The 14,125-nt window shown below is 35.7% G+C and carries 16 protein-coding genes; 13 read left to right on the forward strand and 3 right to left on the reverse strand.

The features are described 5' to 3' along the window. Positions 1-23: 23 nt before the first annotated feature. Both ACYQ3P_RS06645 and ACYQ3P_RS06650 read right to left on the reverse strand, forming a co-directional pair. Positions 24-665, reverse strand: coding sequence for an OmpA/MotB family protein (locus tag ACYQ3P_RS06645; protein WP_460177154.1), 642 nt, complete (start codon positions 663-665; stop codon positions 24-26). Continuing rightward, complete coding sequence (locus ACYQ3P_RS06650) at positions 662-1,423, reverse strand: flagellar motor protein (protein WP_460177155.1); 762 nt, start codon at positions 1,421-1,423, stop codon at positions 662-664. Before ACYQ3P_RS06650 ends, ACYQ3P_RS06645 begins: the two co-directional genes overlap by 4 nt. Positions 1,424-1,489: 66 nt before the next feature. Here ACYQ3P_RS06650 and miaA point away from each other — a divergent pair, with 66 nt between their 5' ends. The 13 genes from miaA to hemC all read left to right on the forward strand — a co-directional run bounded on the left by miaA (position 1,490) and on the right by hemC (position 12,814). Further along, the gene (gene miaA / locus ACYQ3P_RS06655) at positions 1,490-2,437 is read left to right on the forward strand and encodes a tRNA (adenosine(37)-N6)-dimethylallyltransferase MiaA (protein ID WP_460177156.1); all 948 of its coding nucleotides are present in this window, start codon (positions 1,490-1,492) and stop codon (positions 2,435-2,437) included. A gap of 86 nt (positions 2,438-2,523) precedes the next feature. Next, positions 2,524-2,760 (forward strand): 30S ribosomal protein S16, encoded by a 237-nt coding sequence (gene rpsP, locus ACYQ3P_RS06660; RefSeq protein ID WP_460177157.1) that lies wholly within the window; start codon positions 2,524-2,526, stop codon positions 2,758-2,760. Positions 2,761-2,813: 53 nt separating this feature from the next. Continuing rightward, a complete protein-coding gene (locus ACYQ3P_RS06665) occupies positions 2,814-3,044 on the forward strand; it encodes a KH domain-containing protein (RefSeq protein ID WP_460177158.1) in 231 nt (76 codons plus the stop codon). Positions 3,045-3,098: 54 nt separating this feature from the next. Further along, entirely contained in the window at positions 3,099-3,866 is a 768-nt protein-coding gene (gene trmD / locus ACYQ3P_RS06670) for a tRNA (guanosine(37)-N1)-methyltransferase TrmD (protein ID WP_460177159.1), read from the forward strand. Next, positions 3,847-4,209, forward strand: a complete 363-nt coding sequence (gene rplS / locus ACYQ3P_RS06675; protein ID WP_460177160.1) for a 50S ribosomal protein L19 — start codon at positions 3,847-3,849, stop codon at positions 4,207-4,209. Before trmD ends, rplS begins: the two co-directional genes overlap by 20 nt. Then, positions 4,206-4,823: a ribonuclease HII gene (gene rnhB / locus ACYQ3P_RS06680; protein ID WP_460177161.1), complete on the forward strand. Its 618-nt coding sequence runs from the start codon at positions 4,206-4,208 to the stop codon at positions 4,821-4,823. The genes rplS and rnhB overlap by 4 nt, the downstream gene beginning before the upstream one ends. Positions 4,824-4,827: 4 nt before the next feature. After that, entirely contained in the window at positions 4,828-7,161 is a 2,334-nt protein-coding gene (gene hypF / locus ACYQ3P_RS06685) for a carbamoyltransferase HypF (protein WP_460177162.1), read from the forward strand. 371 nt (positions 7,162-7,532) lie between these two features. Beyond that, the gene (locus tag ACYQ3P_RS06690; protein ID WP_460177163.1) at positions 7,533-8,402 is read left to right on the forward strand and encodes a transposase family protein; all 870 of its coding nucleotides are present in this window, start codon (positions 7,533-7,535) and stop codon (positions 8,400-8,402) included. A 36-nt stretch (positions 8,403-8,438) separates the two neighbouring features. Then, on the forward strand, positions 8,439-8,813 hold the full coding sequence (locus tag ACYQ3P_RS06695) for a transposase (protein ID WP_460176031.1): 375 nt from the start codon (positions 8,439-8,441) through the stop codon (positions 8,811-8,813). Positions 8,814-9,110: 297 nt separating this feature from the next. Beyond that, positions 9,111-9,785, forward strand: a complete 675-nt coding sequence (locus tag ACYQ3P_RS06700) for a molybdopterin-guanine dinucleotide biosynthesis protein MobB (protein WP_460177164.1) — start codon at positions 9,111-9,113, stop codon at positions 9,783-9,785. Continuing rightward, entirely contained in the window at positions 9,785-10,591 is an 807-nt protein-coding gene (locus ACYQ3P_RS06705) for a cytochrome C assembly family protein (protein WP_460177165.1), read from the forward strand. Before ACYQ3P_RS06700 ends, ACYQ3P_RS06705 begins: the two co-directional genes overlap by 1 nt. Further along, a complete protein-coding gene (hemA, locus tag ACYQ3P_RS06710) occupies positions 10,588-11,862 on the forward strand; it encodes a glutamyl-tRNA reductase (RefSeq protein WP_460177166.1) in 1,275 nt (424 codons plus the stop codon). Before ACYQ3P_RS06705 ends, hemA begins: the two co-directional genes overlap by 4 nt. Continuing rightward, positions 11,849-12,814, forward strand: coding sequence for a hydroxymethylbilane synthase (gene hemC, locus ACYQ3P_RS06715; protein WP_460178053.1), 966 nt, complete (start codon positions 11,849-11,851; stop codon positions 12,812-12,814). Before hemA ends, hemC begins: the two co-directional genes overlap by 14 nt. Positions 12,815-13,043: 229 nt before the next feature. On the opposite strand, the gene ACYQ3P_RS06720 is transcribed toward hemC, so the two are convergent. Then, positions 13,044-14,066 carry a hypothetical protein gene (locus tag ACYQ3P_RS06720; RefSeq protein WP_460177167.1) on the reverse strand — a complete coding sequence of 341 codons (1,023 nt, stop codon included), beginning with the start codon at positions 14,064-14,066 and terminating at the stop codon, positions 13,044-13,046. Positions 14,067-14,125: the final 59 nt, after the last annotated feature.

The raw sequence follows: 14,125 nt of genomic DNA on the forward strand, positions 1-14,125 counted from the left end.
AAGTTTTAACTTATAAATTATACTTATCTTACTATAACAATTTCAACTCTTCTATTTTTTGCTCTTCCTTCAGGCGTTTCGTTAGACTCTACAGGCCTGTATTCGCCATATCCAGCAATGGTGAATCTGTCTGGAGAAAGTCCTTTTTCCAGCATAAAATGAAGAACTGAAGCAGCCCTTGCAGCAGAAAGCTCCCAATTTGATTTGTATATAGAAGAAGAAACAATAGGAACATTATCAGTATGACCCTCTATTAATATTTTTGCAGGTATTTCCTTTAATTTTTCAGCAATTTTTGTAAGAACTTCCTCACTCTCTGGCTTTAGTCTGGCTGAACCAGAGTCAAACAAAAGAGAATTTGGCAAAGTAATTACAACGCCTCTGGAAGAAGCTGTTATATTGACTTCAGGAGAGTCTTTTAAAAGCTTTTTTAGGTCTTCAACAATTGAATTTCTTCTGTCCTCCTCAAGTTGAATAGGTTTATCCATAACCTTAAAAACTTTTCTTAAGGAAACAGTAAATCTTTCTGCTTTTAAAATATCCACAGCAGATAAGGCATAAAGGGCAACAAAAAAAGTAAAAAGAAGGGTTAGAAAATCAGAATATGATATAAGCCAGCGATGAATATTTTCTTCTTCTTTATCATTTTTTTTCCTTTTTCTCATATCCGTTCTTTCTGTCTTTCTCGTATAAAGGCTTCAAGTTTTGCTCTCAAAAAGTAAGGATTCATTCCTGATTCAATACCCAAAATTCCCTCAACCATCAACTCCATTAAAAGAACCTCATCCTCAAGTTTATTAATTATCCTTTTTGCCATTGGTATAAATATAAGATTAGCAGAACCAACTCCGTAAATCGTTGCGACAAATGCTGTAGCTATGCCTTTAGCTATGATTGAAGGTTCTGTAACATTCTTAAGAACCTGAATAAGTCCAAGAATAGCTCCGATGATGCCAATTGTTGGCGCATAACCACCTGCTGCATCATAAACCTTTGATGCCCGCCTTATAATTTCCTCAAAAGAATAAATCTCCTGATATAACGAGTCTTTGATAATAGCTGGAGAAACTCCGTCTATTACATACATTAATCCTCGTTTTAAAAAAGGATCAGATAATTTTTCTATTTCCTCTTGAAGAGCTAAAAGCCCTTTTCTTCGGGCAATAACAAGGAGCTCTAAAATGGTCTCAACGGTTTCATCATAGTTTATCTTTCTGTTGATAAAGATAAATTTTAAGCTTTGCAAGGCATTTATTAAATCTTTCAAGGGAAAACTGAAAACTACCGCACCAAGAGTGCCCCCAAATACAATAATGGCTGCAGCTGCTTGAACAAGATGGGCAGATGTGCCTCCTTCTACTATGTTTCCTGCTATGACTGCTCCAATGCCTATAATTAGTCCTATTAGGGCAATGAAATCCATTTTTCTATATTATAAATTTATCGAATGTAATTATCAATAATTTTATATGGATTATAATAAAATGTGATGCAGAAAAAAATTATCATCCTACTTGGTCCTACAGGAGTAGGAAAAACGGATATTTCAATTCATCTGGCTAAATTGCTCAATGCGGAGATAATAAGCTCAGATTCAATGCAAATATATAAATATATGGACATTGGCACAGCAAAGCCTTCATTAAAAGAAAGGCAAGAAGTTCCCCATCATATGATAGACATTATTAATCCGTGGGAATACTTCAGCACAGGTAGTTATATAGAAAAGGTTAAAAAAATTATTGAAGAATTGTTCCAAAAAGGTAAAACTTCTCTCGTTGTGGGTGGAACTGGACTTTATTTAAGAGCAATAACAGAGGGAATTTTTGAAGGACCTGATGCAGATTGGGAGTTAAGAAAAAAATTAATAGAAGAGGAGAAAAAAAATCCTGGCTCCCTTTATAAAATTTTAAAAGATATTGACCCTGAGACTGCAAACAAACTTTACTCAACTGATCTCCGCAGAATTATAAGAGCGTTGGAGGTCTTTTTTAAGGGTAAAATGAGAATCAGTGAGATACAAAAAAAATTAACAGCTCCTCTTCCATATGATTTCATAAAAATTGGGCTGAAAAGGGACAGAAAAGAGTTATATCGCCTTATAGAAGAAAGAGTAGAAAAAATGATTCATGCTGGCTTGATTGAAGAGGTAAGATTTGTTTTGACGTTGATAAAGAAACATGCTAATACTCATTTTCCTCTTCCCGCATTGCAGGCAATAGGATATAAAGAAATCGCCGGTTATCTTGCAGATTGTTATCTTCTTGAGGAGGCAGTTAGATTAATAAAAAAGAGAACAAAAATGTATGCAAAAAGGCAGTTTACATGGTTCAAGAAAGAAAAGGATATATTATGGTTTGATATAACCGGAGATTACAATTTTAAGAGCATAGCGGAAAAAATTTTTTATACCATAGCAAAAATGCCTATTATTTGATAATTTCAAACGAAACAGTTGCATTTATTGGAGTGAATATAATATATTTAAAAATTATAGGATTACTACATCATTGGAGGGTAAAATTGGTTAAAATAAGATTGATGAGGCTGGGAGCAAAGAAAAAGCCCTTTTACAGAGTAGTTATTGCTGATGCAAAGGCAAGAAGAAATGGACCTTATATTGAAATTGTAGGAACATACAACCCAAAAACAGAGCCTCCAGAGATAACGCTGGATATTGATAGGGTTAAATACTGGCTCCAAAATGGAGCACAACCTACAGATACCGTAAGAAAATTAATTGAACGGGTTTCTGCTTAATATACCCAGAGGGGTATTTACTACTCTTTTTGCACGGAGGTTAGAACATGAGCATGAAGACACTCATTGAGACCATGGCGAAAGCACTGGTTGACAAACCAGAGGATGTCAGAGTAACTGAAATTGAGGGCGAAAAAACCACTGTATATGAACTCAGAGTTGCTCCAAGCGATCTTGGTAAGGTTATTGGAAAACAAGGTAAGACAGCAAGGGCTATGAGGACAATCTTGGGTGCTGCTGGAACAAAAGTTGGCAAAAGATGTGTCCTTGAAATTTTAGAATAGTCCAGCCAAAAATTAGTTAAATAAAGGGCGTGAGAGTCACGCCCTTTTCTTTTTATGAAATTTGAAGTTTTAACCATATTCCCAGAAGTAATTGAATGTTATGTAAAGTATGGAATTGTGGGAAGAGCTATTAAAAGAAAACTTGCTGAGGTTAAAATTTACAATTTGAGAGATTTTTCAAATGATAAGCATAAGAAAGTTGATGATTATCCCTATGGTGGTGGAGTAGGAATGGTTATGCAAATAGAACCGTTTTACAATGCAATCAAACATATCAGGCAAGATGGCATATCAAAAAAAATTATTTTGCTCTCACCACAGGGAAGAAGATTTACACAAAATGTTGCCCGTGAATTTGTTAATGCTAAAACTCCTATGGTCTTAATTTGTGGACGATACGAAGGCATTGATAACAGAATTAAGGCTTTTATTGATGAAGAAATCTCAGTTGGCGATTATGTTTTAAGTGGTGGAGAATTGGCTTCTTTGGTTATAATAGATACTATTGTGAGATTGATTCCGGGAGCTTTGGGAGATGAGTTGTCAGCTGTGGAAGATTCTTTTATGGCTGGGATATTAGATTATCCTCACTATACAAGGCCAGAGAATTTTGAAGGAATGAAAGTTCCAGAAGTTCTTATAAAAGGAAATCATAAAAAAATTGCTTACTGGAGAAAAAAAGAAGCATTAAAAAACACATTACAGAAAAGACCTGATTTATTGAAAAATTTATCGCCTGAGGATTTAGAAATTTTAAAAGAGCTTTGCTCGGAAATAAATACTAAACTTTTGGAGGGTACAGATGAATCAGTTAATCATTAGGTCAATAGAAGAGAGATATAAAAAGGCAGATATTCCTAATTTTAATCCTGGAGACACTGTAAAAGTTCATGTAAAAGTAAAAGAAGGAGACAAGGAAAGAATTCAGATATTTGAGGGTGTTGTTATTGCTCGCAGAGGAGGTGGTTTAAGGGAGACCTTCACAGTAAGAAAAATCTCCTTCGGCGTTGGCGTAGAAAGAGTATTTCCTCTTCACAGTCCAATCATTGACAAAATTGAGGTAGTAAGAAGAGGAGATGTAAGAAGAGCAAAACTTTACTATCTCAGAACAAAGAAAGGTAAAGAGGCAAAGGTTAAAGAAAAAACTGAATATAACAAGGCATGAGCCTTTTTGCCTTTGATGAATCTTTTCGGGCTCAAGGTTTTAATATAATTGCTGGAGCAGACGAAGCAGGAAGAGGCTGTATTGCTGGACCTGTTGTTGCAGCATGTGTATGCTTTAAAGATAATGTTTTTATTGAAGGCATAAATGACTCAAAACAGCTCACTGCAGAGCAAAGGGAAAAATTTTTTGAAAAAATACTTGAGCATTCCTTTGTTGGAATTGGCATAATTGATGTTGATTTAATTGAAAAATTCAATATTCTTGAAGCAACTCGCCTCGCAATGAAAGAAGCTTTCAATGATTTATTGAATAGCCTTAAAAAAGATGTGGAACTGCTTCTTTTGGATGCCCTATACTTGCCTGATTTGAAAGTCAATCAAAAATCTATAATTAAAGGTGACCAAAAGAGTGCTTCCATTGCTGCTGCAAGCATCATCGCAAAAGTCACACGAGACAGGATAATGAAACAATATCATAAAATATATCCCAATTATGGATTTGACAAACACAAGGGATACGCAACACAACAACACATAGATGCATTACAAAAATACGGTCCCTGCGAAATCCACAGAAAGAGTTTTTCACCAGTAAGAGAATTAATGTTATTCTAAATTAATGAAACGAATTCGCATTGAAGTAAAAGGAGTTGTTCAAGGCGTTGGATTCCGCCCATTTGTATATAATCTTGCCAAAAATCTTCATTTAACTGGATTCGTTACTAATACTGCAAAAGGTGTCACTATTGAGGTAGAAGGTCAAAGGACAGATGATTTTTTTAACAGCCTTAAAAACGAACATCCTCCTCTTGCAAAAATTTATTCTATTGAAAAAATTGAAATTCCCTTAAATGGAGATAAGGACTTTCAAATCATAGAAAGCATTGATGAGGCAGGATTCACTCATATCTCAGAGGATGTATCAATTTGTGATGATTGTTTAAGAGAACTTTTTACTCCCAATGATAGAAGATACCTTTATCCTTTCATAAACTGCACAAACTGTGGTCCAAGATACACAATCACTTACAAAATTCCCTATGACAGACCAAACACTACAATGTCAGTTTTTCAGATGTGCCCAGAATGTCTGAAAGAATACCAAGATCCATCAAACAGAAGATTTCATGCCCAGCCAAATGCTTGTCCTGTATGTGGTCCTCAGGTAAAGCTTTTTATAAAAGAAGGCGACAGCCTTGTTGAAATTCAAAATCCTATTCCTCAAGCAATAGAAATGATAAAACAGGGAAAAATATTGGCAATAAGAGGGCTTGGTGGATTTCATCTCTGCTGTGATGCAAAAAATGAAAAGGCTTTAAATGAATTAAGAAAAAGAAAAAGAAGAAGCAACAAACCCTTTGCACTTATGTCTCCATCATTGAAGGAAATAGAGAAATTTTGCTTTGTCTCTGAAGCTGAAAAGGAAATAATTCAATCAAAAGAGCGTCCAATTTTACTCTTAAGAAAAAAGCCCGATTGTGAACTTCCTGAAGGAGTATCTCCTAAAAATCCTTATATCGGATTTATGCTTCCCTATACTCCACTTCATTATCTTCTTTTCTATTATCCTACAGATTACAAAACAGAAAATTACCAATCCAAAAGATTAACCTCCCATTTTGAAGCCCTTGTCATGACAAGTGGAAACATTTCTGAAGAGCCTATAATAACCAAAAATGAGGAGACGTTTGAAAAACTTAAAAATGTTGCAGATGCTTTTCTTGTCCACAACAGAGAGATTTTCATGAGAGTAGATGATTCTGTAGTAAAGGAATTTGAAGGGAATATTTATTTTATCCGAAGGGCAAGGGGCTTTGTTCCCAAAGCAATTCCGCTCAAAGAGGAGCTTCCAGAGGTTATTGGATTTGGAGCTGACCTTAAGAATACATTTACGCTGACAAAGTCAAACTATGCAATAACGAGTCAGCACATAGGAGATATGGAAAATCTTGAAACATTAAACTTTTTTGAAGAAGTACTACAAAATCTTAAATCCGTATACAGGGTTAAACCAATTGCCATCGGACATGACCTTCATCCTGGATACTATTCAACAAATTTAGCTCTAAACTATGCAGAAAAATACAATCTCCCACGTTTTCCAATTCAGCATCACTACAGTCACATTGCCTCAGTAATGGCTGAACACGGATTGGAGGAACTTTTTGGAGTTGCCTTTGATGGAACAGGATATGGAATTGATGGAAAAATTTGGGGAAGTGAATTTTTACACTGCAACATTGAAAACTTCAAAAGACTTGCCCACATGGATTACATTCCTCTGCCGGGCGGAGAGGGTGCAATAAAAGAAATTTGGAGAATAGCCCTTTCACTATTTGATGAGACATTTGGTGAAGAATATGAATTAATTAGAAAACTACATTTTGCTGAAATGGTTGATGAAAATAAAATCAAACAGATTTTAAAAATCAAAAAAATAAACCAATTCAGCCCGTTATCCTGCGGAATAGGAAGACTTTTTGATGGGATATCCTCAATCATAGGAGTTTGCCATTTCAACACCTTTGAAGCTGAGGCAGCAATAGCACTGGAAAACCTGATTCCTTCAAATGCTGAATTTTCAAGTAAAAACAGCTATAACATGGTTATCAAACAGGATGATAATGAATTACTAATTGATTACAGACCGCTTGTACGAGAAATTGTTGAAGATTATCTATCAGAAAAGAGTATATCTGAAATTGCGTGGAAGTTTCACAATTCAATAGTGAAAATTATTTTCTGCACCATGAAGGCAATTCAAGAAAAGTATGGAGTTAAAGAGGTTGGGCTAAGCGGAGGAGTTTTTCAAAATACTTATATCCTCAGAGAAACAACGAAAATCTTAAAAAAAGAAGGCTTCATTCCATTAATCCACCAAAATTCTCCCTGCAATGACGCCTGTATATCATTAGGACAGGCATATCTTGTTGGCAAAAGAATGAAAGTCTAAATTGAGCTGTTTTTATAAAACTTTCATCGTGAGCCAGCCCTGCAACAGTTTTGAGAATATGTGCAATGATTATCCTTTCCGTCATAGCCCTTTTTCAGTCATTGCGAGCGAAACGAAGCAATCTCGCCTTTTTCTATCTGATAGAGAAAAGAGATTGCTTCGCATCCTTCGGAGGCTCGCAATGACAGCAAAAAATATAAATTTTCAAATGGTTATACCAATTATTGGATTTCTATCGCTATTTTTGAGATTGGCCCTAAAATAGAAATAGAAATCTACTAAAATAGAGAGGCTCCTTTGTGTATAATAGTTTATATGGAAACAACAAAATCACCCATTGGGTGAACTATTATACACAAGGAGCTTAAGATATGATAAAACAAACTCTGCTTAATTTCAAGTTTAAAAGAACAGATGAAAAGTTAACTCCCCATGCAGGAGCTACTCTTTTTACAGAATTCATGTTGGCTTTTGGAGTTAAAAAGCTTATTCAGAGGATAATGCCATCTCCGGGTTCAAACAGAGGATATGATGCTTGGCAATATATTCATCCCATCGTTCTTATGTTACTTGCAGGAGGAAGACACATAGATGATTTAAGAGAAATTGCTGAAGATAAAGCTTTAAGGGAGAGCACTGGCATGGGAAAAGTCCCATCAAGCTCTGCAGTAGGTGACTGGATAAGAAGAAGTGGCAATGGCGAAGGCATAGTTAAATTGAAAACAGTTATAGATGAAGCAAACAGGAAAGCATTGCAAATACATGAAGCGAAAGAATATACTCTTTGGTCAGACCCTACAATAATAGAGACTGAAAAGTATGATGCAAAGATGACCTATAAAGGGGTGAAGGGGTACAAACCTATAGTTACCGCATTTAAGGAGTTGCCCATTATCGTTTATCATGAGTTTAGGCATGGGAATGTAGCGGGAGTTCCACTTCAAGCACTTTCACATGCATATGAACTGTTGCCTGAAGGAAAAAGGATAAAGCATGCCTGTCTTGACAGTGAGTTTTACACAGCAGAAGTAATAAATTTTCTCAGAAGCAAAGGCACAACATTCAGTATAGTAGCAGATAAGACAGGGGCAGTGATGGATGCTATAAAGAGAATAAAGCATTGGAGAGAATTGAGGACAGAGGAAGGGATACTTACAAACAGACAGATAGGGGAGACAGTGCATGTTATGAAGGGCACAGAGGCATTCAGGCTGGTTGTGCAGAGGTGGAAGAAAGAGTAGATAGATTTATTTGATAGCGAGCCTTATTGTTACCATGTGATAGCAACTGACAGAGAAAGTTCAGCAGAAGAAGTTGTATGGGAGTATAACAAGCGGGGGCAGATGGAGAATATCATTAAGGAATTAAAGAACGGGATAGGGATGGAGAGTTTACCCAGCGGAGAATTTGGGGGAAATGCGATGTGGTTTTGTCTTGGAGTGCTTGCATATAATGTTTTTGTTTTGAAGAGGGAGCTTATTTTACCGCAAGAGTATAAGAACAAGACTATAAGCACAATAAGGTGGTTTTTTATAGAGATAGCAGGGAAAATGGTAAAACATGGCAGAAGGCTATGGCTTCATGTATCAACCACAGTTGAGAAATTTAATCTTCTACTTCATATAAGAAAAAAAATAATGGCATTTGTATAAGAAGAGTATTTGCAAGATAAAATGATAAAAAAATAGAGCAATAAAAAACAAACACGGGTGAATATTGTCTAAAAAGGCAAGTTTGAGGTTAATTAATAGGTGAAAATTATAAAAAAGAGAGAAAAAAATAGGGAAAATTATTACGAAAGGGAAGAAATAGGAGGACATAGAGGATAATTTTAATAAAAAATTGTCCTGAAAAGGGTCAAAATAAAACTGTCAGTTTTCTATCTCTATTTTTGGGTTTACTTTAAAACTTGACTTTATGGGAGCAAATATTATAGTGTTCAATTTGCGATGAAAAGGTTACTATCAATTGGAGTTGGAGCAGGAAAAAGTAATGCCGGTAAGACTACTTTCATAGAAAGTCTTATAAAACATATCAAGCAAACAAAAGATTCTTTTGTTGTCGCTGTAAAATATTCCAAAAGCAGTCTTTATTCTTCAATTATTACCGAAGATACTCTCTTAGAAAAAGAAGGCAAGGATACAGCAAGGATGAAAAAGGCTGGTGCGGATTATGTGTTTTGGGTAAAGGCTAATGAAGATGATTTGCCCGAGATTTGTTATCAGCTATACGAACAATTTAATAGAATTATACCTAAAGATAAGCAAACGATTTTAATCATTGAAGGAAATTCTCTGGTAAGAGAAATGCAAACTGATGTTATAATATTTCTTAAAGGAAGTCTCAATGAACAAATGAAGCCCTCAGGACAAGCTATTTTTGAGAGAGCTGATTTAATCATAGGAGAAAATTATTCTATGGAGGAAGTGATGGCAGAGATTGAAAAAATTGAGCCAAAAAAGATTATTGAAAAGCTTCTTCGAGAAAGAAGCAATGATGGAAAAATTACATGTGCTGAAGCAAGAAAGATTGCTGAGGAATTAAATGTTGAATACATTGAAGTTGGTAGAGTTGCAAATGAGCTTAAAATAAAAATTCGTAAATGTGAGCTTGGTTGTTTCTAATGGGAACAGTTTTTTTTGAGCTTGCTCTAACTTTTTATTTTGCAGCCTTTCTTCTAAGTATTGCAGGAATTCTTAGAAAAAAGAATGACTTGGAAAGGGCTATTTTTTACACCACCCTCGCTGGTTTTACTCTCCATACAATTTATTTGTTAATAAGATACATAAAATCAGGACAAGCGCCGGTTTTTTCAATGCATGAGGCTACTTCTTTCTTCTCTTGGAGTATGATATTAGCTACGATAGGCATAAGCTTCATCTATAGAGCCTCTGTAATAAGTTTCTCTCTAATAATCTCATTCGCCTTTATGTTTATAAGTGCCTTTTTCCCGCGAAACTTTCCAACTATAGACCCAAATTTAAAAAGCATATGGATAGACATTCATGCTCTGATGGCTGTTTTTGGCGTTGCTCTTTTTAGTCTTGCTTTTGTCTTCAGTATTCTATATCTAATACAGGAAAAGGCAATAAAGGCGAAAAAATTTAAAGGACTTACTGGAGTTCTTCCAAGTCTTGAGGTTTTGGATAAGATTAATTATCACTTGGTTTTCTGGGGATTTCCTATTTATACAATTGCTCTAATTGTTGGATTAATTAAATATCTTAGACTGCTTGGCTTTCTTTTTGATCCAAAGGAAATATGGAGCTTTCTTACATGGTGTGTTTATCTCGCAATATTTTATTTAAGAGTCAAGGGTGACTGGAAAAAGAAAAAGGCAGCCTATCTAACAATATTTGCCTTTGTCCTCGTATTAATAGGCTTTTTTGGAATAAATCTACTTATTGAAAGTTTTCACAAAAGAGTATGAGTATTATAGTTATCGGATTAAACCATAAAACAGCTCCTGTTGAAATAAGGGAGAAACTTGCATTCAATTCAGCGGACGCAGTAAAAAAAGCTCTGAAAAAGCTCACTCATGAGAAAGGATTAAAAGAGGCTGTTATACTGTCAACTTGCAACAGAGTAGAAATATATGCCTATAATGACAATAAAGAGAGCTCTTCAGAGGAGACAATAAAAAATTTCATATCTGAATTCCACAACATTGACAGAGAAGTCTTTGAAAAATATTTGTATATTTATAAGGACAAAGAAGCAGTTGAGCATCTTTTTAAAGTTGCCTCAAGCTTAGACTCTATGATTGTCGGAGAGCCTCAGATAACTGGTCAAGTAAAGGATGCCTTTGAGACTGCTCTTTCTGAGAGAGCTACATCCCTAATTCTCAATCATCTAATGAAAAGAGCATTTTTTACAGCTAAAAGAGTAAGAAATGAGACTCGTATAGGAGAAAATCCTGTTTCTGTAAGTTACGCTGCTGTAGGTCTTATTAAGAAGGTTTTTGATGATCTCTCCAAAAAGTCCATACTTTTGGTTGGTGCTGGAGAGATGGCTGAGCTTGCTTTAAGGCATCTAATAGGAAGCGGAATAAAATCTGTTTTTATTGCTAATAGAACTTTTGAAAGGGCTTTAGAGCTTGCTAAAGAATTCAATGGAGAGGCAGTCCAGTTTGAAAAATTAAAAGAACATCTTGCAAAATCAGATATTGTCATCTGCTCAACTGGTGCTCCCCATTATGTGATAACTGAGAAGCTGATGAAAGAGGTAATGGCACTAAGAAAACACAAGCCTATTTTTCTCATTGACATATCAGTGCCGAGAAATATAGAGCCATCTTGCAATGAACTTGACAATGTTTACCTTTATAACATTGATGACCTTCAAGATGTTGTTGATTCAAACCTTCTTGAAAGAAAAAAGGAAGCTCAGAAGGCTTTAAATATAATAGAGGAGGAGGTTGAGAAATTTTTCCAGTGGCTTAACTCCCTTGAAAGCGTGCCTGTTATAGTCTCAATAAGAAACAAAGCTGAACAGATAAGACAGGAGGAGATTGAAAAATTTAGGGCTAAATTTAAAGATTTACCACCTGAGCTTTTGAGCTCCGTTGATTATCTTACGCAAAGTATAGTTAACAAAATCATGCACTATCCAACGATTGCACTCAAAAATAATTGCGAAAACAAAGAATTATTAATATTTGCCACAAGGAGGTTATTTGGAATTGACAGTGAAGAGGAGTAGAATAGTCATAGGCACTCGGGGAAGTAAACTTGCCCTATGGCAGGCTAATTGGGTTAAAGAAAAGCTTGAAAGCTTTTATCCAGACTTGCAGGTTGATATAGAGAAAATTAAAACAACAGGAGACAAAATCCTTGATGCACCGCTGGCAAAGGTTGGTGGTAAGGGATTGTTTGTAAAAGAAATAGAAGAGGCATTGCTTTCAAAAAAAGTTGACTTGGCTGTGCACAGCATGAAAGATATGCCCACAGAAATACCTCATGGACTAAAAATATCAGCCATATGCAAAAGGGAAGACCCCAGAGACGCTTTTATAAGCCAAGATGGCAAAGGATTGAAAGACCTTCCCCAAAAAGCAGTAGTTGGCACAAGCAGTCTTAGAAGAACAGTTCAGCTAAAAGCCTTAAGGGAAGATTTAAATATAAAGATTCTTCGTGGCAATGTTGATACAAGAATAAGAAAACTCAAAGAAGGGGAGTATGACGCAATAGTGCTTGCAATGGCTGGAGTTAAAAGAATGGGTTTTGAATCAATAGTTACAGAAGTCTTCAGTGAAGATGCGATAATTCCTGCAATTGGACAGGGAGCTATTGGAATTGAAACAAGGGCAGATGATGACTTCTTGAATGAACTGATAAAACCTCTTCATCATTTTGAAACAGCTCTCTGCGTTCTTGCTGAAAGAGCATTTCTTGGAGTTATGGGAGGAGGATGCCAAGTTCCCCTTGCATGTCATGCAAGAATTTTAAATACAGAACTCAAAATAACTGGAATAATAGGCGATCCAGAAGGACAAACTCCTATTATAAGGGGTGAAAGGCTAATGAGTCTTAATAAAAGCCTTCCCGATGATTCCATTTTAGAGGAAGCCCAAAGACTTGGAGCTGAACTTGCAAGAGAGCTACTTGCACGGGGAGGAGCAGAAATCCTTGAAAGAGTTTACAAAAACGAGTAATCCTTTTCCTTATTGAGATAAACAAACGAGAATGCATCGCTTGCATTGACTACCTCTGTCCGTCATCAGGAGGCTTGCGAATCATCCCCTCCCGTCATTGCGAGGGACAAAGTTGCGAAGCAATCTCACTTTTTATCTTCAATAATGAATGAGATTGCTTCGCTTTATTCGCAATAACGAATCTATATCTATTTTTGTGTATAAACCAATCAGGACTGTCAATCTCTACTTATTCACCTGAGCCTCTTTTAATACGCTTGCCTTGTTCAGATATATCTCTTGGTGTTAAATTCTCTCTCTTTTTGTTATTTCTCTCGTCATTTTCTGCAACAATATCATCTGCATCAATGATTGCCATTACTTTTGCAGGGCTTGAAATTTGAATGTTGGTTGTATATTTTACAGGTTTCCCTTTGAAAACAAGGTCATATTTGGGATCCACTTCTGCAATTGGAACTGATAGAGCTTCTTTACCATCAACAAAAATCTTAAGACGAATAACCTTCTCAGCATCTATTCTGTAACGAACCTTATCAAGCAAACCAGGTCCCTTATTTACAACAGTAACAACCACTCTGTTGTAATCATCAAGTGAGATGCTTTCAATTGAAAGGTCTGGCTTGTTCGGATATTTCGCTTCAAGTTCTGGATCAACATCCCAGACATCTCCGGGAAAGGAAATTAAAATATTGCCATGATATTCACCTGATGTGTTATTTATTAAGATAACGACATATCTACCGTTTGTTTTTCTGATTTCTTCATCATCAACAACATGCCTTATTCTGTCAGATTTTTCAAGAAGCTCTCTTTTTCCATGATACCATGCTGGAGGCTTTTCCTTCTGTCCTAAAAGACTTTTTAATGACTTTAAAAAATATTCTCCACCAGTTAAAGGTGCATCAATAACAGGTACATACCTTATGAGGTCCCTTGTTTTTTCCTTTAACTTTTGCCATGCATCTTTGTCAGATTTCTCAAAGACTCTTTCATCGGCAAGTATCAAAAGGGGCGAAGAAGAATGCTTCTTCGGATCCACATAAGTCATCTCATGATATACACTTATTATCCCGGGACGAGTAACTTCAAAGGGAACATAAAGTACATAGTCATCTTTACCTTTGCCCGGATAAAGAACAAATTTTTTGTGGATTCGAGCGTTGGAACCTAACCCTTCAGCATGAATAGTAGCTTCACCAATAAGAAACACAAAACAAACCACCAACCCAACAAACAAGCCGTACCTGCTCATTTTGTTTTCTCCTCTCTATATATTTTTAAAATCGCTGCTTAATTATATGAAAAAATCCA

The organism is Thermodesulfovibrio hydrogeniphilus (assembly GCF_054657355.1).